Origin of the sequence: Microbacterium galbinum (assembly GCF_023091225.1) — a bacterium.
Taxonomy (GTDB): Bacteria; Actinomycetota; Actinomycetes; order Actinomycetales; family Microbacteriaceae; genus Microbacterium; species Microbacterium galbinum.
The window spans coordinates 255,498-277,682 of sequence record NZ_JAHWXM010000001.1; the positions used below are offsets into that span (position 1 = coordinate 255,498).

Sequence of the window (22,185 nt, forward strand, 5' to 3'; positions counted from 1 at the left end):
ATGACCGCGACCGCGACGCTGACCGACGAGAAGTACGACGAGGTCACCGAGGCTCTGAAGGACGTCATGGATCCCGAGCTCGGGATCAACGTCGTCGACCTCGGACTCATCTACGACCTGGCGTGGGATGACGAGAACGACGCTCTCGTCATCCACATGACGCTGACGAGCGCCGGATGCCCGCTGACGGACGTGCTCGAGGAGCAGACCGCGCAGGCCCTGGACAAGGTCGTCGACCGCTTCCGCATCAACTGGGTATGGATGCCGCCGTGGGGTCCCGAGCGGATCACCGACGACGGCCGCGACATGATGCGAGCACTCGGCTTCGCCATCTGATGCTCGAGGTGAAGGCGCTGCCTCTCTCCGAGCTGCGCCGACGCACGAGCGAGAAATGGCGCGAGTACCCCGAGGACGTCCTGCCGCTGTTCGTGGCGGAGACGGATTTCCCGCTCGCACCGGAGATCACGGCGTCGCTCCAGCGTGCGCTCGATCTCGGTGACACGGGGTACATCGCGTCGCGGACTCCCCTGAAGGAGGCCTACGCGGCGTTCGCCGAGCGCAGGTTCGGGTGGGCGCCCGACCCGTCGCTCATGCGCAGCACGGCGGATGTGAGCATGGGGATCGTCGAGATCCTCCGCCGGGTCACCCAACCGGGGGAGCGCGTCGTCGTCACCCCTCCGGTGTACCCGCCCTTCTACGACCTCGTCGCGGAGGCCGGCGCGGAGGTCGAGCGCGTGCCCCTGCGCGACACCGGTACGCGCTGGGAACTCGATCTCGACGGCATCCGGGCGGCTTTCGACGACGGCGCCACCGCCATCCTGCTCTGCAACCCGCACAACCCGACCGGAACGGTGCACGATCGCGACGCCCTGGCAGCCCTCGCGGATCTCGCCGCCGAGTTCGGTGCGGCGGTGGTCTCCGACGAGATCCACGCACCGCTCGCGCAGCCCGGCACGGGATTCACTCCGTTCCTCGCCGTGAACGATGCCGCCCGCCGGGTCGGCTATGCCGTGGTCAGTGCGAGCAAGGCGTTCAATCTCGCCGGCCTCAAGTGCGCGCTCATGGTGGCAGCCGATGAGACGACGTACGCCGTGCTGCGCGACCTGCCCATCGAGGTGGTCTGGCGCACGGGACAGTTCGGTCTGATCGCTGCCGTCGCCGCATTCTCGGAAGAGAGCGACCCCTGGCTCGACGGTCTGCTCCGCACGCTCGACCAGAACCGCATCCTTCTCGAGGATCTCCTCGTGCGGCATCTTCCGGGGGCGCGTTACCGCCTGCCGGATGCCGGATACCTCGCCTGGATCGACCTGCGACCCCTGGGGTGGGGCGACAATCCCTCGCGACGCATCCTGCGCGAGGCCAAGGTCGCCCTCCACAACGGTTCGGCGTTCGGCGACGAGGGCACGGGGTTCGCGCGCCTGAACTTCGGCACGAGTCCCGAGATCCTCACCGAGGCCATCGAGCGCATCGCGGCGCTCGTCGGGCGATGACGGCCCCGTCGCCCGTCGCGTCGATCTGGGACCGGAGCCGCATCTGGGTCACGACCGGCGCGATCGCGCTGATCTTCCTCGCCGCGATCGAGGCCCTTGCGGTGACGACGGTGATGCCGATCGTCAGCGAGGCCCTCGACGGCGGAGCGCTGTATGCGGTCGCCTTCTCGGGTACCCTCGCGACCGGTGTCATCGGCATGGTCGCCGCGGGCGCCTGGTCGGACGCCCGCGGGCCGCGGGGTGCGCTCTACGTCGCGGTCACGCTGTTCCTGGTGGGACTCCTGATCTCGGGCTTCGCCGTCACGATGCACCAGTTCCTCGTCGGGCGACTCGTGCAGGGGCTGGGCGCCGGTGGCCAGACCGTCGCGCTCTACGTCGTCGTCGCGCGGCTGTATCCGCCGCACCTGCACGGGCGGATCTTCGCGGCGTTCGCCGCGGCCTGGGTCGTGCCGTCGATGATCGGCCCCTTCCTCGCCGGAGCGGTGGCCGAGCACATCGATTGGCGTTGGACGTTCCTCGGGGTCGCCGTGCTCACCGGTATCGCGTTCACGGTGATCGCGGTGCGCCTGAGCGGAGTCGATCTCGGCCACGGTGAGCCGCAGGACCGGCGGACGATCGCGGCCCGACTGCTGCTCGCGGTCGTCGTCGCCGTTCTCGCCGTCGTGATCGGCTTCACCGCCGACATGGTGCCGCAGGTGCGCTGGCCGGTCGCGATCGGCGCGCTGGCGGTCATCGGCATCGCCATCCTCCCGCTGCTGCCCCGAGGTGCGCTCCGGGCCGGACGGGGGCTGCCGAGCGTCGTGCTCATGCGCGGCATCGTCGCCGGTGCCTTCTTCGCCGCGGAGGCGTACATCCCGTACCTGCTCATGGAGCGCTTCGAATTCACGGCGACCTGGGCCGGCATCGCCCTCATGTTCGCCGCGCTCGCGTGGGCCGGGGCATCCGCGCTGCAGGGGAAGTACGGCGAACGGCTCGGAAACCACCGCATCACCATGATCAGCCTCTCGCTGCTGCTGGTGGCCCTGCTGTGCGTGCTCCTCGCCGCCCTGTTCGGGATCTCGCCGCTCGTGGTCGTGATCGGATGGGGCCTCGCCGGCGGCGGAATGGGCCTGCTGTACCCACGGCTGACCGTGCTCACGCTCGCGTACTCCGATGAGAGCAACCAGGGGTTCAACTCCTCGGCACTCTCGATCTCGGACTCGACGGGCTCGGCGGTCACGATCGCCTTCGCCGGTCTCGCCGTCGCGACGCTCGGAGGCGGAGCGAGCACGTTCTGGGTCGTGTTCGTGTTCTGCCTCGCGCTCGTCGGGGCAGCGGCGATCCCGGGTCTCAGGCTCGGGCACGCGGCCGAACGCTCCTGAGAGCCGACCAGGGGATCCATCGGCCGTGTACCGGCGCAGCCGCGAGGCGGAGAGCGACGACGAGCAGGCCGACCGCGATCATCGCCGTGACGGGTGTCGTGCCGGTCACGAGCAGCAGCACCACGCCGATCAGACCGCTCAGCACCGAGAGCGCGATGCGCCGGGTCGCGTCGGTCGGCATCGGCGGACGACGCGTCTCGATGCGTGTGAACGGGACGGCCACGAGGGCGGTGAGCGTCAGTGCCGTCGCGAGCCAGAGCGGACGATCCGCCCACCACGCGGCGCTTCCCGCCACCGGGAGCGTGCTGCCGTCGCTGATCGCGACGATCGCCGTCACGCCCGCCATGGCGAGCAGTACCGGCATGTGCCAGAGGTAGATCGTCATCGTCCGTCGGCCGACGAATCCGCTCACGGCCGCGGCAAGAGGGCGAGCGCTGAGGGCGGACAGACGGGGGCGGTTCAGCGACAGGGCGCAGGTGTGCACGATACCGACGAGGATCAGCGCGGAGGTCGGCGGGTTGATGTGCGCGATCAGGTCGGGGGAGCAGAGGCCGGTGGCGAAACCGAGAAAGAGGGTGAGCGCTGCGCCCATGCCGATGCGCGCCCGGGTGCGGCGGGGCAGGGAGTCGATGCTGCCGTCGGCGAGGAAGAACCCGATCTGCTGGAGCGCGAGCCAGACGAACGCCAGGTTGAGGAACCCTAGGGCGTCGACTCCGCTGATCGCCCTCGCCGCGTCGACGGCGGCTGCGGCTGCGACCAGCCCGGCGAGGATCAGGAGCGGCCGAGTCCGGTGCAGGTGCACGAGCGCGGGCAGGAGTGCCTGGCACAGCAGGAAGACCGCGAGGAACCACAGCGGCTGCCCGTACCGGTAGCCCGCGACGGCGATGAGGTCCGCGGGGACCCCGAAAAGCGTCAATGCCCACAGTGCGACGCCGATCACGGCGATCGTGACCACGGCGGGCCGCAGCAGTCGATGCACCCGCCCCGCGATGAAGCTCCGCGCGTCGCGCCCGCGGGCGACCGCCGAACGGTAGGCGAGCAGTCCGGAGAACCCGCCGATGACGAAGAACAGGGGCATGACCTGGAGCGCCCAGCTGACGGGCACGATCCACCACGTGCCGGTGCTGGCGTTGTCGAAGGCGGGGCGTCCGTCGACCACGGAGACGCCGACCATGATCGCGTGCAGCAGCACCACGCCGATCACGCAGAGCGAGCGGACGAGGTCGATGCCGGTGTCGCGGGTGCCGCGAGCCTCGGCGCTCGGGATGTCTCGGACGGGGGGTGCCTGCACGATGGCCATGAATCCTCCTTGGGAACGGTCTTCCCGGAGGTTATGGACGCGGTGCGGCGGAGGGCATCACCCCGCGGTGCCGTTCGACCCCGTACCGAGGGGTGAGGCGCCGCCGTCGCTGAGGGTACGGTCAGGAGGGCACGGTCAGGACGGCTCGACGAGTCCGGTGTCGTACGCCAGGATCACCGCGTGCACACGGTCGCGGAGTCCGAGCTTCGCGAGCACCTTGCCGACGTGCGTCTTGACCGTCTGCTCGGCGATGAAGAGTTCGGCGGCGATCTCGCCGTTGGACCGCCCGCGGCCGATCAGCACGAGCACCTCGCGCTCACGGTCGGTGAGCCCGGCGAGGGCGGAAGCCGCGCGGGGCGTACGGGGGCGACGTCCGGCGAACTGCGCGATCACCCGGCGGGTCACGCTCGGGGCGAGCAGCGCGTCGCCCCCGGCGACGACGCGCACGGCGTGCACCAGTTCCTCCGGGAGCGCATCCTTGAGCAGGAACCCGCTCGCCCCCGCCTCGAGGGCGTCGTAGACGTAGTCGTCGATGTCGAAGGTGGTGAGCATGAGGATGCGGGGCACATGCGCCGCGGGGTACGAGGAGCCGAGGATGCGGCGGGTCGCCTCGATCCCGTCGAGGTCGGGCATCCGCACGTCCATGAGGATCACGTCGGGGTCGAGCCGTGCGGCGAGCGACACGGCTTCGGTTCCCGTGGAAGCCTGACCGGTGACGCGGATGCCGTCGTGCGCGTCGAGGAGCGCGGCGAAGCCTGCGCGCACCATGGCCTGGTCGTCGGCGATGAGGACGCTGATGGTCACGGGTTCTCCTTCGGAGGGGCGGATGCCGGGGACGGCAAATCGTCGCGCCCTCCGGCCAAGGGGAGGGCGGCCTCGACGAGCCAGGCGCCGTCGGGAGCGGGGCCCGCCGAGAGACTGCCGCCGAGCACCTCGGCGCGCTCGCGCATTCCACGCAGGCCGTGCCCGGCGCCGCGATCCTGCGCCTCAGCGGGGGCGGCGTTGCGCACGCGGATGCGGAGAATGCCGGCATCCGCCTGCAGCTGAACGGTCACCGCGTTGCCGGACGCATGCCGCACCGCGTTGCTGAGGCTCTCCTGCACGATCCGGTAGGCCGCGATCTGGACCGCCGGGGGAGCGGATGTCGCGGCATCCATTCCCACGAGCGAGAGACCGGCGTCGACGCCGGCGCGGCGGATGGTGTCGACCAGCGCGGGGATGTCGTCGATGCCGTTCTGCGGAGCGAGTTCCACGGCCTGATCCTCGGTGCGCAGCACCCCGAGCATCCGTCGCATCTCGCTCAGCGACGTGCGCGCGGTCGCGGCGATGTCGTCGAACTCGGCCGCGGCGGTGTCGTCGATCGATGGCAGGCGGTATCGCGCCGTCGACGCCTGCACCTGGATGACCGACATGCTGTGCGCGATGACGTCGTGGAGTTCGCGGGCGATCCGGGTGCGTTCCTCGATCAAGGCGCGCCGCGACTCCTCGAGGGCGGAATGCTCGCGCTCGCGCGTGAGCTCGACGCCGATGCGCAGGCGGCTCGCGATCAGCAGCGCGAGGAGGAAAGCGGCCGCGGCGACGGACGCGGTGACGATGAGATCGGCCGTCGCGGTCGCCGCGACGTTCGCCGTCTCGATGATGTCGGGGCGCAGCAGCGGGGCGGTGAGCGATGCGACGAGCGCGAGCACGAGGAGGAGGAGTCCCGGCCGCGCCCCGTGGATACCGGTGACGAGCCCGACGAGGCCGACGAACGCGAGCGTGGCGGGGACCGACCACGGCCAAGGCGCGGTCGCAGCGAGGGCAGTGTCGGTGACGAGCGGGACGATGAGGACCGCCGTGCAGAACACCACGATCGCCGTGCGCGGGCGGGCGATCGAGAGGGGGAGGGCGCCGCAGACCGCAGCGCCGAGCAGGAACGCCAGTGCGACCGGGGTTCCGTAGAGGGCGGCGTGGACCGGGACGAACACCGAGTACAGGCCGACGGTCACCGTCCAGAGGCCGACGAACGCGATCGTCCGCCGGGAGTGACGGGGAGCACGTCGGACACGGGTCATGATCTTCATCCTGCCAGGTGGGCGGGCGCGCTCCGGCGGTGTCGGACGGCAGACACGCGGTCGATCACGATGCCGATCAGCAGGGCGATGACGATGCCGACGCCGGCGCTCAGGAGCGGCTGATCCTTGATCCAGCTGCCGGCGAGCAGACCGATCGCGAGACTGAGCGCACTCCAGCTCGCGCCCGCGACGAGGCTGAGCGGCAGGAACCGTCGCCAGGGGAAGCGCAGGGCCCCGGCCGTCATGTTCACCGCCACACGACCGACCGGGATGTAGCGGGCGCCGAGGATCAGCGCGGCGCTGCGGGTCTCCAGCGCGCGCTCGGCATGGGCGAACGCGGCGCGGACGCGCGGCCGTCGCATCCAGCCCGCGCGGGACGTACCGAGACGCCGACCGATGAGGAACGCGATGTTGTCGCCCAGTGCGGCGCCGAGCGCAGCCACGACGCCGAGGAGGAGCAGATTCGTGCCTCCGCCCGAGACCGACGCGGCCGCGGCGGCGACGAGCACCGTCTCGCTCGGCACGGGAGGGAAGAAGCCGTCGAGCACCGTGACGGCGAAGAGCACGAGCACGAGCCACGGCGAGGCCACGGCCTGGAGAATGAGGTCATTGATCACGTCCACCCTCGAACGTTACGAACCGGGTGGCAGGACGGTCATCCCTCTGCGGTATCGACCGCGTCACACCGGGGAGTGATCTTCCTGGGATGGCCGTCCCGTCGGGGCGCTTATACTGGGAGGCTGGCCGCTCGGCCACCTTCCTCCCGAACGAACGGACATCCCGCTGTGCTTGCCGTGCACGAACTCGAGATCCGCGTGGGCGCTCGCCTCCTGATGGAGAACGTGTCGTTCCGCGTGGGCGACGGTGACAAGATCGGTCTCGTCGGCCGCAACGGAGCGGGCAAGACCACCCTCACCAAGGTGCTCGCCGGCGACGTCCTGCCCTCCGGCGGCAGCGTGACGCGTTCGGGGGAGCTCGGCTATCTGCCGCAGGACCCGCGCTCGGGCAACCCGGAGGACCTGGCGCGCACGCGCATCCTCGACGCCCGTGGTCTCGGCCAGCTCAATCTCGGCATGACCGAGGCGTCGCTCGCGATGGGATCGGACGACCCCGCCGTCGCTGCGAAGGCCATGAAGCGCTACGCGGCGCTGACCGAGCAGTTCGAGGCGCAGGGCGGCTACGCCGCCGAGGCGCAGGCGGCATCCATCGCCCACAACCTCTCGCTTCCCGACCGCATCCTCGACCAGCCGCTGTCGACGCTGTCGGGTGGTCAGCGTCGTCGCATCGAGCTCGCCCGCATCCTCTTCTCGGATGCCGAGACGATGATCCTCGACGAGCCGACCAACCACCTCGACGCCGACAGCGTGGTGTGGCTGCGCGAGTTCCTCAAGACGTACAAGGGCGGGCTGATCGTGATCAGCCACGACGTCGAACTGGTCGGCGAGACCGTCAACCGCGTGTTCTACCTCGATGCCAACCGCCAGGTCATCGACACGTACAACATGAACTGGAAGAACTACCTGCGTCAGCGCGTGGCCGACGAAGAGCGCCGCAAGAAGGAGCGCGCCAACGCCGAGAAGAAGGCGACGACGCTGCAGCTGCAGGCTGCTCGCTTCGGGGCGAAGGCGTCGAAGGCCGCGGCCGCGCACCAGATGGTCGCGCGCGCCGAGAAGCTCCTCGCCGGACTCGACGACGTGCGGCAGCAGGACCGGGTCGCGAAGCTGCGCTTCCCGAAGCCCGCGCCCTGCGGCAAGACGCCCCTCATGGCGTCGGGGCTGTCGAAGTCGTACGGTTCGCTCGAGATCTTCACCGACGTCGACCTGGCGATCGATCGCGGTTCGAAGGTCGTCGTGCTGGGTCTGAACGGTGCCGGCAAGACGACGCTCCTGCGAATGCTCGCGGGCGTCGATCAGCCCGACACGGGACAGCTCGAGCCCGGCCACGGCCTCAAGGTCGGGTACTACGCGCAGGAGCACGAGAACCTCGACGTGAATCGTTCGGTGCTCGAGAACATGGTCTCGGCGGCCCCGCACATCACCGAGACGGAAGCGCGCCGCGTGCTCGGCTCCTTCCTGTTCACGGGGGACGACGTGCTGAAGCCGGCGGGTGTGCTCTCCGGTGGGGAGAAGACCCGTCTCTCGCTCGCGACCCTCGTCGTGTCGTCGGCGAACCTGCTGCTTCTCGACGAGCCCACGAACAACCTCGACCCCGCGTCGCGCGAGGAGATCCTCGACGCCCTCGCGCACTACGAGGGGGCCGTCGTGCTGGTCTCGCACGACCCGGGCGCCGTGCAGTCGCTGAATCCCGAGCGTGTGCTCATCCTCCCGGACGGCGTGGAGGACATCTGGAACCAGGAGTACCAGGACCTGATCGAGCTCGCCTGACGCGAGCGCGAGGGATCGGTGGCATAGTCGAGAGCATGCCGACCCCGCCGAGCACGATCTCCTCCTGGTTGCGGGCGCAACCCACTCTGATCGGCGACGCGCCGGTCTGGGACGCGACACTGCTGCCCGATTCTCCGCTCGAGCTGTTCCGCGACTGGATCGGCGCGGCCGTGGATGCCGGAGTGCCCGAGCCTCACGTGGCGACGCTGGCGACGGTCGGCCCCGACGGCATCCCGGATGCGCGGGCGCTGATCCTCAAGGACGTCGACGAACGGGGTTGGGCGTTCGCCGGTCCTCGAGCGTCGCGCAAGGGTGATCAGCTGTCGGCGCATCCTGCTGCCGCGCTCAATTTCTGGTGGCAGCCCCTGGTGCGTGCGGTCCGCGTGCGCGGGCGGGTCGTCGAAGCCGCGAGGGAGGAGAGCGCCGCCGATCTCTCCGCGCGCTCGGCTGCCGCCCGCGCGGGAATCGAGCCGGGTGGCTGGGTGCTGTGGCGCCTCGTGCCCGAACGCATCGAGTTCTGGCAGGGCTCGCAGGATCGTCGGCACACCCGCGTCGTCTACGAGCGCGACGGCCGCGCATGGGGACGAACGGATGCCGGGGCGGCGGGGAGCTGACCTCAGCGGGCGTCGAGAAGTTCGTCCTCGACGTCGGCGTCCTTGTCACGGCGACGCTTCTCCTTGACGGGGGCCGGTCGGCCCTCGACCTCCTCGCGGTGCTTCACGATCTCGGTGCGGATGATGTAGCCGATGAAGATGAAACCCATGATCGCGAAGAGGATCCACTGGATCGCGTATGACAGGTGGGGCCCCGGATCGTCGGTGGGAGACGTGAAGCCTCCGAGCGGCGTACCCGCGGGATCTTCGCTGATCAGCTGTCCGTAGGCGGCGGTGATGACATCGCCCTCCACGAGGCCGGCGATCGTCGGCAGGTTGATGGTCGGCACCTGCCCTTCGGGGGCACCGCGCCCGGAGGCCGGGACCTGCTCGCTCGGGCGGAGTCGCGCGACGACCTCGACGGTGCCGCTCGGGGCCTCGGGAACCGCATCCGGGGTGTCGCCGTCGCCCGGGGGGACCCAGCCGCGGTCGACGATGAACACGCGACCGTCGACGTCACGGAACGGCACGAGGACCTCGAAGGCGCTGGTGCCGCCGTGCGGACGGTTGCGCACGAGCAGTTGCTGGTCGGAGAGGTACTCGCCGCGGAGCAGCACCGGATGCCACTCATCACCGGGCTGGAGGAGGTCGTCGTCGCCGATCAGGTCTCCGAGCGGGACCGGGTCGGCATCGTAGTTCTGCTCGACCAGTTCGATCTGCTCGGCGCGGGACTCGTTCCTCTCGAACTGCCAGTTGGAGAGGAACGCGCAGGCGACCGCGAAGCCGATCGCGATGAGGACGTAGACCATCCAACGGGTCAGGCGCTTGCTCACGCGGGTACTCCGTTTCGGACGGTCACCGGGAAGTCGCGGGCCGCCAGGTAGTCGTGCAGGTAGTCCACGTGCTCGTCGCACGCCAGCCAGATCTTCTCGCGGTCCGCAGCGTGGATGCGCGGATTGCGCCAGACGACCTGCTTCGTCGCCGCGCTCCGGCAGCCGGCGCGCGAGCAGGTGAGATCGGTCACGTGCGATCCTGCGGCTTCTCGTGGATCGTGATGATGCCGGGAGCTTCCTCGATCGGCTCCGGGGCGACCGCCGGTGTCGCCTCGATCTCCTGCCGAGGGGACTCCGCCCCCGATTCGGTGCTGTCGCTGCCGGCGTTCGCGAAGACCACGGCGATGTACGGGAGCACCGCGGCCGCGGCGGCGAAGACCCATGTGTACCAGCCGTAAGGCTGCACGAAGACCATGAGGCCGAAGCACACGATGCGGATCGTCATCGTGATCGCATAGCGGCGCACGCGGTGATCGGACTCGGCTGCCGGCGACTGCGGCAGAGAGGTCACGGCGGGGACGGTGCGCTTGCGGTTCACGATGCCTCCAGCCTACGCCGGTGGGCGGGGGCGGGAGCGCGTTCGTGCAGCGATCAGCTGTTGTAGAGGAAGGGGAGGGTGAACGCTCCGAACGCGAGGAGGCTGATGAGCGAGATCGCGATCGTCAGTACGCCGATACCGAGCACGACGTACCCCAGGATGAGACCGGCGAACGCCATTCCGCGTCCGCCGACGGTCGGGTCGTTCTTCGTCTTCTTCAGCGCCATGTGCCCGGTGATCACCGCGGCGATGGACGCGAGCGCCGGGAGGAAGAGCCAGCTGAACAGAAGGCTCACGATGCCGCAGACGAGCGAGGTGATCGCGAGTCCGCTGGTCGGACGCGGTGCCGGGTAGACGGGATACGGATTCTGCGCGTAGCCGTACGGCTGGTGGGGTGCGCCGTAGCCGGGCTGGACCGGCGGTTGCGGCTGCCCGTAGCCGGGGGCGGCAGGTGCGCCGTAGACGGGAGCGGCTCCCGGGTACGCCTGGGTGGGCTGCACGGGAGGGGCGGGCGGCGGAGTGTACGGCGTTCCGCCGGCTGGAGGGGGAGTGGTGTTGTCGCTCACGCGGAGACCCTTTCGTCGAGATCAGGCTCCCAGCCCGCTGCGCGGGTGTCAAACGCCGCGCGCCCGACTCGGGGGAGCATCCTCGGTAGGATCGGTGTCGGTTCGGATGCCGGATCGTCGTGAACAGCGGGAGTGAATGAACATGAGTGAGCAGCGCGTCGTCCTCGTCACCGGAGGCAACCGGGGCATCGGCCGATCGATCGCCGAGCGATTCGTGCGCGAGGGCTATCGAGTCGCCGTCACCGCGCGCAGCGGCGAGGGCCCCGACGGCACGCTCACGGTGCGCGCGGATGTGACGGATGCCGCCGCGATCGACGCCGCGTTCACCGAGGTCGAGGAGAAGCTCGGCCCGATCGAGATCGTCGTGGCGAACGCCGGCATCACCAAGGACACCCTGCTCCTGCGCATGAGCGAGGACGACTTCGACAGCGTCATCGCCACCAACCTGGGGGGCACCTTCCGCGTGGTCAAGCGCGCGTCGAAGGGGATGCTGCGTGCCCGCTTCGGCCGCGTCATCCTGATCTCGAGCGTCGTCGGGCTGTACGGCTCGGCCGGCCAGATCAACTACTCGGCGTCGAAGAGCGCCCTCGTCGGTTTCGCACGTTCGCTGACGCGCGAACTCGGCAGCCGCGGCATCACGGCCAACGTCGTCGCTCCCGGCTTCATCGAGACCGACATGACCGCCGAGCTGCCCGAAGACACCCAGAAGCAGTACAAGGCCAACATCCCCGCGGGACGATTCGCGAGCCCCGACGAGGTCGCGGGCGTCGTGACCTGGCTCGCGGGTGACGACGCGGCGTACATCTCGGGCGCCGTCATCCCCGTCGACGGCGGCCTCGGGATGGGCCACTGACGCCCGTCGCGCTGATCTCCCCTCGATTCTCCGAGCGGCCCCGCCGCTGACCGCGCCCCGACGGTCGGTCAGCGGGCGACGACGGTCGGTCAGCGGGCGACGGCGGCGAGGATCAGTTCGCCGAGACGCTGGGGCACCGTGAACTGCGGCCAGTGGCCGGAGCCGACTCGCACGACCTCGACGTCGTCGATCGCGCTGTACTCGTCGCCGTAGGGACCCCAGTCGGAGATCTCCGACTCGAGCGTCTCCTGGTCGAGTCCGCCCATCAGCATCGTCACCGGTACTCCGAAGCGCGCATCGCCCTCGAAGGCGATCGCGTCGGTCGGCACGCGCGCGGGGACGCTCTTCGCGGTCGGCGCGGTGCGCGCACGCGTGTCGGCATCGAGATCGAACACGTCTTCATCGGGGAAGAAGTCCCATCCCGGGAACGGCACGACACCGTCGACGACCTCGAACTCGCTGATGCCGTGACCGGGCGGCGGCGGAACGGTGTCGACGAAGACCACGCGGGAGACGCGGTCGGCGCGGGCGTTCGCCGCGCCCCAGGCCACGTTTCCCCCGCCGCTGTGTCCGACGACGACCACCCGCTCTCCGGGGAGCTCGTCGATCTTCTGCGTGACGGCGTCGACCCAGTCGGCGATGCCGATGTCGGCGGATCGGGTCGCGGGTGCTCCGACGCCCGGCAGGGTCAGAGGGTGCACGCGATGGCCCGCGCGCGTCAGCACGGGTGTCACGTCGTTCCAGCTCTCGGCATCGAGCCACAGGCCCGGGATGAGGATGATGTCCATGGGCCGACGTTAGCGCCGGCCTCCGACATCCGCGAGGGGGTCGCAGAACACCGCCGTACCCCGCGGGGCCGATCAGGGGAGAAGAGCGATGACCTCGGCGAGGTCCTGCGGTCCGACCACGAGGCTCGCCGCGTTGCGCACGGCGGGCTTGGCGTTGAAAGCGAGTCCGAGGCCGGCCGCCGCCATCATCTTCAAGTCGTTCGCCCCGTCTCCGATCGCGATCGTCGCGTGCCGGGCGACACCCAGCTCGGCGGCCCACTCGAGGAGCGACTCGGCTTTGGCTGCGGCGTCGACGATCGCGCCCTCGACCTCGCCGGTCAGCGCCCCGTCGGCCACGCGGAGCCGATTGGCCCGCCAGCGATCGACGCCGAGGGTCGGGGCCACGTCGTCGAGGATCTCGTGGAATCCTCCGGACACGACGCCCACGACTCCGCCGCGTGCGTGCACCGCGGCGGTCAGCTCGCGCACGCCCGGCGTGGGCTCGATGCGCGCGAGAACGCGGGGGAAGGCATCGACCGAGACGCCGCGGAGCGCCGCGACACGGGTGCGCAGGCTCTCGGCGAAGTCGACCTCGCCGCGCATCGCGGCCTCGGTCGCGGCCTGCACCTCGTCGCGGCGCCCGGCCTCGTCGGCGAGCAGCTCGATCACCTCGTTGCGGATGAGGGTCGAATCGGCATCGAGGACGACGAGGAAGCGCGCAGGGGTCACGACGTCGAGCCTACCGAGCGCGGACGTTGCCGCCGGACGGATGTCGCTCAGCGCTCGATGTACAGTCCCTTGCCGACAACCGTGATGCCTGTCTCGGTGACCGTGAACCCGCGGGCGAGATCGCGTTCCCGATCGACGCCGACGGTCGCACCGTCGGCGAGCACCACGTTCTTGTCGAGGATCGCCCGATGCACGCGGGATCCGGCTCCGACGTGCACGTGGTCGAACACGACGGAATCGGTGATCGTGGATCCGCCCCCGGCGAGAGTCCACGGACCCACCACGCTGCGTTCGAGGTGCGTTCCCGACAGCACGGACCCCAGCGAGACGATCGAATCGATCGCGTTGCCGATGCGGCCGACCGAGTCGCGCACGAACTTCGCGGGGGGCGAGTTCACGGTCTGCGAGTGGATCGGCCAGTCGGTGTTGTACAGGTTGAACACGGGCAGGGTCGAGATCAGGTCCATGTGGGCGTCGAAGAACGACTCGATCGTTCCGACGTCGCGCCAGTAGGAGCGATCACGCGGCGAGGAACCGGGCACCTCGTTGCGCTTCATGTCGTAGACACCGGCCTCGCCGCGCCCGACGAAGTAGGGGATGATGTCGCCGCCCATGTCGTGGCCGGAGGTCGGGGACTCGCCGTCGGTCTCGACGGCCGCGATCAGAGCGTCGGCGTCGAAGACGTAGTTGCCCATCGAGGCGAGCACCTCGTGCGGTGCGTCCGGCAGACCGGTGGCATCGGTCGGCTTCTCGAGGAACGCACGGATCCGGCCCTGATCCTCGGGATCGGTGTCGATGACGCCGAACTGCGACGCGAGAGCGAGGGGCTGGCGGATGCCGGCGACGGTGGCCTTCGCGCCCGAGGCGATGTGCGCGTCGATCATCTGCCGGAAGTCCATGCGGTAGACGTGGTCCGCGCCGATCACGACGACGATGTCGGGCTTCTCGTCGTTGAGCAGGTTCATGCTCTGCAGGATCGCGTCGGCCGAGCCCGAGAACCACCGCTTGCCGAGGCGCTGCTGCGCCGGAACGGAGGTGACGTACGAGTCGAGCAGCGCCGACATGCGCCACGTCTGCGAGATGTGGCGGTCGAGGCTGTGCGACTTGTACTGCGTGAGCACGACGACCTGCCGCAGGCCCGAGTTGATGAGGTTCGAGATCGCGAAGTCGATCAATCGGTACTGTCCGCCGAAGGGCACCGCGGGTTTCGCGCGATCGGCCGTGAGCGGCATGAGTCGCTTGCCCTCGCCGCCGGCGAGGATGATGCCGAAGATCTTCTTTGGAGCGGACATGGCTCCACCTTAGGTGCGATCCGGCCCGCTGTACTAGCGTTCAGACATGCGAGTCGAAATGATCACGAAGGAGTATCCGCCGGAGATCTACGGCGGTGCCGGGGTGCACGTGGCCGAGCTCGTGGCGGCGCTCCGCGAAAGCATCGACGTGAGCGTCCGCGCCTTCGGTGCGCCGCGCGACGAGCGGGGTACTGCCGCCTACTCCACGCCCTCCGAACTCGCCTCCGCGAACGCCGCGCTGCAGACGCTCGGAACGGATCTCGAGATCGTCGCCGCGATCGAGAGCGCCGACGTCGTGCACAGTCACACCTGGTACGCGAACTTCGCGGGACACCTCGCCGCGCAGCTGCACGGCATCCCGCACGTGCTCACCGCGCACAGCCTCGAGCCGCTGCGCCCGTGGAAGGCCGAACAGCTCGGCGGCGGCTACGCCGTGTCGAGCGGCATCGAGAAGCTCGCCTACGAGAACGCCGCGGCCGTGATCGCCGTGAGCGCGGGCATGCGGGCGGACATCCTGCGCAGCTACCCGCAGGTCGACCCCGCAAAGGTCCGGGTGATCCACAACGGGATCGACGTCGAACGCTGGCGCCCCGTGCACAACCCGGAGTTCCTCGCATCCGTCGGCATGGACCCGAACCGTCCGTCGGTGGTCTTCGTCGGGCGCATCACCCGCCAGAAGGGACTCCCGTATCTGCTGCAGGCCGCGCGGCTGCTACCGCCCGAGGTGCAGTTGATCCTCTGCGCCGGAGCTCCCGACACCCCCGAGATCATGGCCGAGGTGCAGGAGGGCGTGCGGTTGCTCCAGCAGACCCGCGAGGGCGTGATCTGGATCGAGCGGATGCTGCCGCGCGACGAGCTCTCGGCGATCCTCACCGCCGCCACGACCTTCGTGTGCCCCTCGGTGTACGAGCCGCTGGGCATCGTCAACCTCGAGGCCATGGCCTGCGGTGCGGCCGTGGTCGGCACCGCGACCGGAGGCATCCCCGAAGTGGTCGCCGACCGCGTGACGGGTCGCCTCGTGCCGATCGAGCAGGTGCAGGACGGCACAGGTACCCCGGTCGACCCCGATCGGTACGTCGCCGACCTCGCGGCCGTGCTCACCGAGGTGGCCATGGATCCGGCGCAGGCGCGGGTCTACGGCGACGCCGGACGGGACCGGGCCACGCGCGAGTTCAGCTGGTCGTCGATCGCCGACGCGACCCGCGCGCTCTACGCGGAGCTCACCGCCTGAGCCGATAGGCTGGTCGCATGCCGATCGCTCTGGATTTCACCGATGTCGTCGTGCGCCGCGACGGGCGAAACATCATCGACCACGTGACCTGGCAGGTCGCGGACGACCAGCGCTGGGTGGTCCTCGGACCCAACGGCGCGGGCAAGACCACGCTGCTGCAGCTCGCCGACACGCTGATGCACCCGACCTCGGGAACCGTGACGGTGCTGGGCGAGACCCTCGGTCGCACCGATGTGTTCGAGGTGCGCCCGCGCATCGGCTTCGCCTCGTCGGCGATGGCCAAGCGCGTTCCGCGCGACGAGACCGTGCTCAACACCGTGCTCACCGCCGCGTACTCCGTGCTCGGGCGCTGGAACGAGGACTACGAGGACATCGACGAGCGCCGCGCGCTGCGCGTGCTGGGGGAGTGGAAGCTCGACCACCTCGCCGATCGCACCTTCGGCACTCTCAGCGACGGCGAGCAGAAGCGCGTCCAGATCGCCCGCGCCGTGATGACCGACCCCGAACTCCTCCTGCTCGACGAGCCGACCGCCTCGCTCGACCTCGGCTCGCGCGAGGAGCTCCTCGCCCTGCTCAGCGGCTACGCCTCGTCGCCGACGACTCCGGCCATGCTCATGGTCACGCACCACGTCGAGGAGATCCCGGTGGGCTTCACGCACGTCATGCTGCTGCGCGAAGGGCGCGTGGTCTCGGCCGGTCCGATCCGCGAGACGCTCACGGCCGAAGCGCTCACCGAAGCGTTCGGCATGCCGATCACGCTCAGCAGCGAGGACGGACGCTACGCGGCTCGCGCGGCATCCTGATCCGTCATCTGATAAGATCGACCCTTGGTGCACTCTGCACCGCAGACTTCCCTCGTCCCTGGCACAATCCAGGGCAGCAACTAAGGAATCCCATGAAGACTGACATCCACCCCGAGTACAAGGCAGTCGTGTTCCGCGACCTCGGTTCGGGCGAGACCTTCCTCACCCGCTCCACCGTCTCGAGCGACAAGACCATCGAGCTGGACGGCGTGGAGTACCCCGTCATCGACGTCGAGATCTCCTCGGCCTCGCACCCGTTCTACACGGGCAAGCAGCGCATCATGGACTCGGCCGGCCGCGTCGAGAAGTTCAACCAGCGCTTCAAGGGCTTCGGCGGATCGTCCAAGTAAGGACCCCCGCCTCGAAGGCCCCGTTCTCTTCGGAGAGCGGGGCCTTCGTCGTTCTCGCGACGACGTGCGTTCACGTCGTCGGCATCCGCCGAGCGACGGACATGCTCAGCGGATGCGTCGACCGTGCGCGAGGTCGATGAGACGGCTGAGCACGGGGCCCGATCGCAGCCCGTTGTGCTCGTGCTCGCTCGTCTGCCACAGGTGGACGCCCGGCAGCAGCTTCGCGGTCTCGAGCGAGAACTCGTAGGGCACGTACACGTCGTTCACATAGACGGCGGCGGCGCCGGTCGCCTCGGACGCGGCGATCGCCGAGGCGTCGTACACCGAGGGCCACTCGAACTCGGCGAGCTCGAGGGCGACGTCCCGCCAGGGCTGGAAGGCCGGCACCGTCTCGGTCCATTCGCGGCGGATGTGCTCGCCGGTGAACAGCGTCGGGTCGTCGCGGAAGTCCGCGGGCTCGGTGCGCTCGGCCGACCACCGCGTGGCGTGGCCATCGGCGTAGCTGGACTCGTGGAAGGCGAAGTAGAGCGGGTTGCGTCCGCCGTAGGGCATCGCATTCATGAGGTCGTAGCGGAACGCGTTCTTCGTCGGATCCGATTCGAGAAGCGACCACACCGTCTGCCATCCGGCATCCGTTCCGAGGGCCGACCCGAAGGACCGGAGGCGGGAGACCGAGACGACCTCGCCGTCGGGGAGCACGATGTCACCGGCGGCCGCACGATCGACCAGGCGCCGCATCGCGTCGCGGTGCTCGGGAAAGCGCCGGTAGTAGCGCTCCGAGGCATCGCGCATCTTGTCGTAGCAGAGGGCGTAGACGTCGTCGGGGTGACGTCCGATCGCGCTCAACCCTCCCGTGATGAACACGTCGGTCAGGGAGTCGGCGTCGGTGGAGAGGTAGGCGAGGGTCGTGAAGCCGCCGAAGGACTGGCCGAGCACGCTCCACTGCTCGGCGCCGAGGTGCTGGCGCATCGCCTCGCAGTCGCGCACGATCGCGTCGGCCCGCAGGTGCGTGAGGTGCTCGGCGAGGACCGAGGAACCGAGTGCCAGGTCGCCATCGGAGACGGGCGTCGAGCGCCCCGTGCCGCGCTGATCGAGCAGCACGACCTGATAGTGCGCGAGTGCCTCGTCGAGCCAGGCCGGCGAGGTGGCGGCGTGGAACGGGCGGGGCGCCTCGCTGCCCGGGCCGCCCTGGAGGAACACCAGGTAGGGGAGCGTCTCGCCGCCGGGACGCGAGACGACGGCGGCGAACACGTCGATGGTGCGGTTGTCGGCGGGATCACCCCAGACGAGGGGGACGGTGAGCGTGTGCTCTTCGACGGTCAGATCCAGCAGGCGGCGCACGACGGTAGTCACGTCTTCGATCCTATCGAGCAGCGGTCCGCGGCGAAGGCGCAGCCGGCGCTACATCACGTTGCCGATGTAGGAGTACTTGACGAACACCTCGGCGGCGATGCCGGCCTCCTCGAGCACCCCCTGCACGGCGCTCATCATGTAGTTCGAGTCCCAGCCCATGTAGAGGTGGTGGCCGTCGGTGAGTTCGTCCCACTGCCCCTTCCAGGCCATGCCGTCGTAGATGGGGCCGCCGTGCGCTGCCGAGTACGACAGGGCGGCGGCACGGGTGTCGGTCCAGGCGCGACGCAGGACGCGGTTGAAGAGATGCTTGACGTCGTACACCTCCCACCGCTCGCCGCGGTACTCGACGTAGTCGAACTCGCGCTCCCAACCGGCGGGCCAGCCGCGACGGCGGACGGCGTCGAGGATCGGGGTCAGTCCGTCGTCGTCGATCTCGGGCAGGGCCGGCCGCGCCCAGACTTGCAGCAGCTCGGCGGTGAGGCGCACGGTGCGGGCCGTGATCGCCGCGGTGTTCCACTGGTCGATGGCATCCAGCTCCCGAGTCGCGGCGACGCTGCTCCGCGCGTAGGCATCCGCGCGCTTGACCGGGAACGACGCGCCGAAGACGCTCTCGGTGAGGTGCTGTTCCAGCAGCGTCAGGTTGCCCAGCGTCGGGGCGAGCGCGCGGTGGCTGTTCTGCTCGTCCTCGCTGTACTCGCTCCACGTGCGCGCCCCGTCACCCGACCACGCGTCGCCGGGGACGGTGGGCACGATGTGCTCGACGTCGAACTCGAGGGGATCCTCGACGCCTTCGAGACGGCCGAGCACGTAGGCGGCGTAGGGGAGCTCGCTGTACTTCAGCACCGCGCTGACCCGCTCGTCGGAGGGGGTGATGCGTGCGAATGCGCGAGCCAGCGCCTCCCGCCCCTGCGAGCGGGCGCGGCAGAGCCGGGCGACCAGGCGCTCGTTGGGCAGGTTCACGAGGGTGCGGCGCAGGTAGAGCGCCTGGATCCATTCGAGAGTCTCGATCAGTTCGTCGCGCTCGATGACCCCGCGGGAGTGGTCGCTGTAGGCGCTGAGCACGAGCGGGTAGGCCGCGCGACCGAAGGTGTTCACGAAGCGCAGCTGTCGGGCGATCTCCGGATCGCTCTCGAGCGAGGGGTCGAGGAGGATGCCGTAGATCTCGGCGTAGTGGCGCCAGACCTCGGCATCCGCCTGCAGCCGCTCCGCATCGACCCGGGGGAACGAGTGGCGGAAGGCGCTGTAGACGCCGTGCTCGCCGTTCGCCGCGAGTTCGCGCCCGGTCGTCATCACGAGGTAGTGCCGCCAGAAGGCGCCGATCGTCTCACCCGTGTGGCGTTCGATCGGCAGCCAGAAGCGGGCCTCCACATCGAGCTGCTCGGCGTGGGTGAGCCCCATCAGGATGTAGTTGTGGATGAGCTCGTGGTCGCGCAGGGGTTCACCCGTCGAGTTCAGGCTCTCGAAGATCTGCTGCGCGTTCGCCTGCGCGCCGAGCGTGATCGACACGTGCTCGAGTCGCTGCAGCCCTCGCCAGATGCGTGCCACCTCGTCGGCGTGCACCTGACTTCGGAAGAACGCGTAGTTGTCATCGAAGCGGGATTCCCGGTCGGCGTCGTCGCGCCGATCGAGCACGACCGATTCGTACAGCCCGGCCCAGGCGTCGTGCGGGCGCAGCTTGGTGCGGGACGAATCGTCGGCGCGCACGAGAACCCTTTCGAGCTCGGCGGCGAGCTGCGGGTCGGTGCCTCGCACGCTGTGGTGCAGAGCGGCGATGAGGAGGGTGAGCGTCGTGATGCGCTGCTGCCCGTCGATGAGGATCAGGTCGTCGTCGGTCGCGCCGTCCTGCGCGGAGAGGATCGAGCCGATGAAGTGACGGTGGGATTCGTCGGCGTCCGCCACGGAGCGGATGTCGGAGAGCAGTCTCTCGCACCCGCCGATGTCCCACCGGTACTGCCGCTGGTACACGGGGACGACGATGGTGGTCGACCCCGCCGCGAGCCACTCGATCGTGTTGACTGCTGTCGCCTCGACGTTGGTGGCGGTGCTCATACTGGTGTCTCGTCCTCCCGTAGCGCGCGATGTCGAGGGTGAACCCGGCACCGTTTTCAGTCTATTCGGTTATTCACGGCCGCCTCCGAAGCGTACGCACGGCTCGCTGTTAGGCTTGCCTTATCAGGGCCTGTTAAAACGTGCTGGCCCCCGATGAAAGGAACATGACTCGATCATGGGATACATCAAGTCCAAAGCGCTGGAGGAGAAGGGCTTCGTCGTCCTCGACAGCTACAACCAGGAACTCGACCCCAAAGAGTGGCTGGACATCGAGTACAACGACTGGAAGTCCTCGGGCGACACGCGATTCGCGCCGCTCGCCAGCGCCTTCGGAGACATCGAGTGCAACGGCTTCTGGAACCACAAGCCGCCGCGCACCGACAAGGACGGCGTCTGGATCGATTCGCAGACCGCCAAGGCCCCGAACCTCACGCGCCGCGCGCAGGAGCCCGGTGCCAACGTCGGGCGCTGCCGGGTCATCGAGCTGCAGCCGACCCCGTACGGCGACTGCCTCTACAACCTGCACCAGGATGACAACAACCGTCTGAACCCGGACGGCACGGGCTGGGTCGTGCGCGGCTTCTTCAACCTCACCGACGACAAGGACAGCTACTTCGTCCTGCGCGAGAACCGCACCGACCCGAGCATCGAGTACCGCATCGCGCTTCCGGCCGGCGCGCAGCTCATCGTCGACACGCAGCGCCTGTGGCACGCCGCGACGCACAACGGCACCGAGCCGCGTTACTGCCTCATCACCTCGTGGACGTCGGGTCCCGAGCTCGACGCGTACATCGAGAAGTACCACGGCACCGATGACGTTCCCAACGTCGAGGTTCCGCAGGAGGTGCTCGAGCACGGCTACGCCGAGCAGGCCCGCAAGGATGCCGCGCGCGCCGCGTACTACGCCGCCAAGGGCCAGCAGGTCAAGCAGGCGATGAGCGAGGCCTGATCCTCTGCACCTCGGAGACCCGTCTCCACGAAAGGCCCCGGTCGTCGCGACCGGGGCCTTTCCCGTGGAATCACATGCTTGTGATTTCCGGGATCGTGGGCGAGAATGGGCGCATAACCGCATATCGTCGCTGATTTCAGTTCAGGTCGTTGGGGAAGACGCACCTGATGAAACGGAGAGATCATGGCGACGGCTTACGCACGCGGAGTGGTGTACATCCACTCGGCGCCTCGCGCGCTCTGCCCGCACCTCGAGTGGGCGGTGGGTCGCGCTATCGGGCGTGCGGTGAACTTCGACTGGGCCGACCAGCCCGTGCTCGACGGCGCGCGCCGCGCCGAGTTCTACTGGGATGGCCCGGTGGGCACCGGCGCCGCTCTCGCGACCGCGATCCGCGGGTGGGAGCACCTGCGTTTCGAGGTGACCGAGGATCCGACTCCCCGTAGCGACGGTGGACGCTGGCTGCACACCCCGGACCTCGGAATCCACTACGCCCAGACGGATGCCGCCGGCAACATCGTCATCGGCGAGGATCGCATCCGGTATGCGATGGAGATCGCCGCCGGCAGCGCGCTCGAGCTGCAGCGCGAGCTCGACGTCGCCCTCGGCTCCGCGTGGGACGACGAGCTCGAGCCGTTCCGGCACGCGAGCGACGACGCCCGCGTCGTGTGGCTGCACAAGGTCGGCTGACAT

Annotated in this window: 24 protein-coding genes; 11 read left to right on the forward strand and 13 right to left on the reverse strand. The window is 69.4% G+C overall.

Translation table 11 applies throughout. The features are described from left to right. From KZC52_RS01250 to KZC52_RS01260, 3 genes are read left to right on the forward strand one after another with little or no spacing between them, the layout of a single operon-like run. A complete protein-coding gene (locus KZC52_RS01250) occupies nucleotides 1-336 on the forward strand; it encodes a metal-sulfur cluster assembly factor (RefSeq protein WP_247622261.1) in 336 nt (111 codons plus the stop codon). After that, entirely contained in the window at nucleotides 336-1,490 is a 1,155-nt protein-coding gene (locus KZC52_RS01255) for a MalY/PatB family protein (RefSeq protein WP_247622262.1), read from the forward strand. Before KZC52_RS01250 ends, KZC52_RS01255 begins: the two co-directional genes overlap by 1 nt. Further along, on the forward strand, nucleotides 1,487-2,851 hold the full coding sequence (locus KZC52_RS01260) for an MFS transporter (RefSeq protein ID WP_247622263.1): 1,365 nt from the start codon (nucleotides 1,487-1,489) through the stop codon (nucleotides 2,849-2,851). Before KZC52_RS01255 ends, KZC52_RS01260 begins: the two co-directional genes overlap by 4 nt. Here the strand turns inward: KZC52_RS01260 and KZC52_RS01265 are convergent. The 4 genes from KZC52_RS01265 to KZC52_RS01280 all read right to left on the reverse strand — a co-directional run bounded on the left by KZC52_RS01265 (nucleotide 2,820) and on the right by KZC52_RS01280 (nucleotide 6,828). Then, a complete protein-coding gene (locus tag KZC52_RS01265) occupies nucleotides 2,820-4,151 on the reverse strand; it encodes an acyltransferase family protein (RefSeq protein WP_247622264.1) in 1,332 nt (443 codons plus the stop codon). The genes KZC52_RS01260 and KZC52_RS01265 overlap by 32 nt on opposite strands. A gap of 135 nt (nucleotides 4,152-4,286) precedes the next feature. Beyond that, on the reverse strand, nucleotides 4,287-4,955 hold the full coding sequence (locus tag KZC52_RS01270) for a response regulator (RefSeq protein WP_247622265.1): 669 nt from the start codon (nucleotides 4,953-4,955) through the stop codon (nucleotides 4,287-4,289). Further along, complete coding sequence (locus KZC52_RS01275; protein ID WP_247622266.1) at nucleotides 4,952-6,205, reverse strand: sensor histidine kinase; 1,254 nt, start codon at nucleotides 6,203-6,205, stop codon at nucleotides 4,952-4,954. The genes KZC52_RS01270 and KZC52_RS01275 overlap by 4 nt, the downstream gene beginning before the upstream one ends. A gap of 5 nt (nucleotides 6,206-6,210) precedes the next feature. After that, nucleotides 6,211-6,828 (reverse strand): DedA family protein, encoded by a 618-nt coding sequence (locus KZC52_RS01280; RefSeq protein ID WP_247622267.1) that lies wholly within the window; start codon nucleotides 6,826-6,828, stop codon nucleotides 6,211-6,213. 162 nt (nucleotides 6,829-6,990) lie between these two features. On the opposite strand from KZC52_RS01280, the gene KZC52_RS01285 reads away from it, so the two are divergent. Together KZC52_RS01285 and KZC52_RS01290 are read left to right on the forward strand one after the other, a co-directional pair. Next, nucleotides 6,991-8,589: an ABC-F family ATP-binding cassette domain-containing protein gene (locus KZC52_RS01285; RefSeq protein ID WP_247622268.1), complete on the forward strand. Its 1,599-nt coding sequence runs from the start codon at nucleotides 6,991-6,993 to the stop codon at nucleotides 8,587-8,589. Between the two features lie 35 nt (nucleotides 8,590-8,624). Further along, complete coding sequence (locus KZC52_RS01290; RefSeq protein ID WP_247622269.1) at nucleotides 8,625-9,203, forward strand: pyridoxamine 5'-phosphate oxidase family protein; 579 nt, start codon at nucleotides 8,625-8,627, stop codon at nucleotides 9,201-9,203. A gap of 2 nt (nucleotides 9,204-9,205) precedes the next feature. Here KZC52_RS01290 and KZC52_RS01295 read toward each other — a convergent pair whose 3' ends face one another. Genes KZC52_RS01295 through KZC52_RS17510 form a run of 4 tightly spaced genes read right to left on the reverse strand, consistent with a single transcriptional unit; the run spans nucleotide 9,206 to nucleotide 11,119 of the window. Continuing rightward, the gene (locus KZC52_RS01295; RefSeq protein ID WP_247622270.1) at nucleotides 9,206-10,015 is read right to left on the reverse strand and encodes an SURF1 family cytochrome oxidase biogenesis protein; all 810 of its coding nucleotides are present in this window, start codon (nucleotides 10,013-10,015) and stop codon (nucleotides 9,206-9,208) included. Then, complete coding sequence (locus tag KZC52_RS01300) at nucleotides 10,012-10,206, reverse strand: hypothetical protein (RefSeq protein ID WP_247622271.1); 195 nt, start codon at nucleotides 10,204-10,206, stop codon at nucleotides 10,012-10,014. The genes KZC52_RS01295 and KZC52_RS01300 overlap by 4 nt, the downstream gene beginning before the upstream one ends. Continuing rightward, nucleotides 10,203-10,553 carry a DUF3099 domain-containing protein gene (locus tag KZC52_RS01305; RefSeq protein WP_247622272.1) on the reverse strand — a complete coding sequence of 117 codons (351 nt, stop codon included), beginning with the start codon at nucleotides 10,551-10,553 and terminating at the stop codon, nucleotides 10,203-10,205. Before KZC52_RS01305 ends, KZC52_RS01300 begins: the two co-directional genes overlap by 4 nt. Nucleotides 10,554-10,606: 53 nt before the next feature. Beyond that, nucleotides 10,607-11,119, reverse strand: a complete 513-nt coding sequence (locus tag KZC52_RS17510; RefSeq protein WP_247622273.1) for a DUF4190 domain-containing protein — start codon at nucleotides 11,117-11,119, stop codon at nucleotides 10,607-10,609. A 142-nt stretch (nucleotides 11,120-11,261) separates the two neighbouring features. Here KZC52_RS17510 and KZC52_RS01315 point away from each other — a divergent pair, with 142 nt between their 5' ends. After that, nucleotides 11,262-11,972: a beta-ketoacyl-ACP reductase gene (locus tag KZC52_RS01315; protein ID WP_247622274.1), complete on the forward strand. Its 711-nt coding sequence runs from the start codon at nucleotides 11,262-11,264 to the stop codon at nucleotides 11,970-11,972. Nucleotides 11,973-12,061: 89 nt separating this feature from the next. On the opposite strand, the gene KZC52_RS01320 is transcribed toward KZC52_RS01315, so the two are convergent. The 3 genes from KZC52_RS01320 to glgC all read right to left on the reverse strand — a co-directional run bounded on the left by KZC52_RS01320 (nucleotide 12,062) and on the right by glgC (nucleotide 14,760). Continuing rightward, a complete protein-coding gene (locus tag KZC52_RS01320) occupies nucleotides 12,062-12,760 on the reverse strand; it encodes an alpha/beta fold hydrolase (protein WP_247622275.1) in 699 nt (232 codons plus the stop codon). Between the two features lie 72 nt (nucleotides 12,761-12,832). After that, nucleotides 12,833-13,468: a phosphoserine phosphatase SerB gene (serB, locus tag KZC52_RS01325; RefSeq protein WP_247622276.1), complete on the reverse strand. Its 636-nt coding sequence runs from the start codon at nucleotides 13,466-13,468 to the stop codon at nucleotides 12,833-12,835. Between the two features lie 47 nt (nucleotides 13,469-13,515). Beyond that, a complete protein-coding gene (gene glgC / locus KZC52_RS01330; protein ID WP_247622277.1) occupies nucleotides 13,516-14,760 on the reverse strand; it encodes a glucose-1-phosphate adenylyltransferase in 1,245 nt (414 codons plus the stop codon). A gap of 46 nt (nucleotides 14,761-14,806) precedes the next feature. Between glgC and glgA the strand changes: the two genes are divergently transcribed. From glgA to KZC52_RS01345, 3 genes are all read left to right on the forward strand, one after another. Then, nucleotides 14,807-15,991, forward strand: coding sequence for a glycogen synthase (gene glgA, locus KZC52_RS01335; RefSeq protein WP_247622278.1), 1,185 nt, complete (start codon nucleotides 14,807-14,809; stop codon nucleotides 15,989-15,991). Between the two features lie 17 nt (nucleotides 15,992-16,008). Then, on the forward strand, nucleotides 16,009-16,794 hold the full coding sequence (locus KZC52_RS01340; RefSeq protein ID WP_247622279.1) for an ABC transporter ATP-binding protein: 786 nt from the start codon (nucleotides 16,009-16,011) through the stop codon (nucleotides 16,792-16,794). A gap of 92 nt (nucleotides 16,795-16,886) precedes the next feature. Next, a complete protein-coding gene (locus KZC52_RS01345) occupies nucleotides 16,887-17,144 on the forward strand; it encodes a type B 50S ribosomal protein L31 (RefSeq protein ID WP_021200734.1) in 258 nt (85 codons plus the stop codon). 105 nt (nucleotides 17,145-17,249) lie between these two features. Here the strand turns inward: KZC52_RS01345 and KZC52_RS01350 are convergent, their stop codons facing one another. Together KZC52_RS01350 and KZC52_RS01355 are read right to left on the reverse strand one after the other, a co-directional pair. Next, a complete protein-coding gene (locus tag KZC52_RS01350; RefSeq protein WP_247622280.1) occupies nucleotides 17,250-18,497 on the reverse strand; it encodes an alpha/beta fold hydrolase in 1,248 nt (415 codons plus the stop codon). Nucleotides 18,498-18,545: 48 nt separating this feature from the next. Then, nucleotides 18,546-20,546, reverse strand: a complete 2,001-nt coding sequence (locus KZC52_RS01355) for a DUF262 domain-containing protein (RefSeq protein ID WP_247622281.1) — start codon at nucleotides 20,544-20,546, stop codon at nucleotides 18,546-18,548. A gap of 175 nt (nucleotides 20,547-20,721) precedes the next feature. Between KZC52_RS01355 and KZC52_RS01360 the strand changes: the two genes are divergently transcribed. Together KZC52_RS01360 and KZC52_RS01365 are read left to right on the forward strand one after the other, a co-directional pair. Beyond that, nucleotides 20,722-21,495: a hypothetical protein gene (locus tag KZC52_RS01360; RefSeq protein ID WP_247622282.1), complete on the forward strand. Its 774-nt coding sequence runs from the start codon at nucleotides 20,722-20,724 to the stop codon at nucleotides 21,493-21,495. A 183-nt stretch (nucleotides 21,496-21,678) separates the two neighbouring features. Then, nucleotides 21,679-22,182 (forward strand): DUF3145 domain-containing protein, encoded by a 504-nt coding sequence (locus KZC52_RS01365; RefSeq protein ID WP_247622283.1) that lies wholly within the window; start codon nucleotides 21,679-21,681, stop codon nucleotides 22,180-22,182. Nucleotides 22,183-22,185: the final 3 nt, after the last annotated feature.

What these genes read in the sequence shown, in the direction of transcription:
- KZC52_RS01355 (WP_247622281.1), bottom strand. Translation starts at nt 20,546, where the DNA reads ATGAGCACCGCCACCAACGTCGAGGCGACAGCAGTCAACACGATCGAG.
- KZC52_RS01265 (WP_247622264.1), bottom strand. Translation starts at nt 4,151, where the DNA reads ATGGCCATCGTGCAGGCACCCCCCGTCCGAGACATCCCGAGCGCCGAG.
- KZC52_RS01320 (WP_247622275.1), bottom strand. Translation starts at nt 12,760, where the DNA reads ATGGACATCATCCTCATCCCGGGCCTGTGGCTCGATGCCGAGAGCTGG.
- KZC52_RS01345 (WP_021200734.1), top strand. Translation starts at nt 16,887, where the DNA reads ATGAAGACTGACATCCACCCCGAGTACAAGGCAGTCGTGTTCCGCGAC.
- KZC52_RS01365 (WP_247622283.1), top strand. Translation starts at nt 21,679, where the DNA reads ATGGCGACGGCTTACGCACGCGGAGTGGTGTACATCCACTCGGCGCCT.
- KZC52_RS01260 (WP_247622263.1), top strand. Translation starts at nt 1,487, where the DNA reads ATGACGGCCCCGTCGCCCGTCGCGTCGATCTGGGACCGGAGCCGCATC.
- glgA (WP_247622278.1), top strand. Translation starts at nt 14,807, where the DNA reads ATGCGAGTCGAAATGATCACGAAGGAGTATCCGCCGGAGATCTACGGC.
- KZC52_RS01340 (WP_247622279.1), top strand. Translation starts at nt 16,009, where the DNA reads ATGCCGATCGCTCTGGATTTCACCGATGTCGTCGTGCGCCGCGACGGG.
- KZC52_RS01250 (WP_247622261.1), top strand. Translation starts at nt 1, where the DNA reads ATGACCGCGACCGCGACGCTGACCGACGAGAAGTACGACGAGGTCACC.
- KZC52_RS01315 (WP_247622274.1), top strand. Translation starts at nt 11,262, where the DNA reads ATGAGTGAGCAGCGCGTCGTCCTCGTCACCGGAGGCAACCGGGGCATC.
- KZC52_RS01290 (WP_247622269.1), top strand. Translation starts at nt 8,625, where the DNA reads ATGCCGACCCCGCCGAGCACGATCTCCTCCTGGTTGCGGGCGCAACCC.
- KZC52_RS01360 (WP_247622282.1), top strand. Translation starts at nt 20,722, where the DNA reads ATGGGATACATCAAGTCCAAAGCGCTGGAGGAGAAGGGCTTCGTCGTC.
- glgC (WP_247622277.1), bottom strand. Translation starts at nt 14,760, where the DNA reads ATGTCCGCTCCAAAGAAGATCTTCGGCATCATCCTCGCCGGCGGCGAG.
- KZC52_RS01275 (WP_247622266.1), bottom strand. Translation starts at nt 6,205, where the DNA reads ATGACCCGTGTCCGACGTGCTCCCCGTCACTCCCGGCGGACGATCGCG.
- KZC52_RS01255 (WP_247622262.1), top strand. Translation starts at nt 336, where the DNA reads ATGCTCGAGGTGAAGGCGCTGCCTCTCTCCGAGCTGCGCCGACGCACG.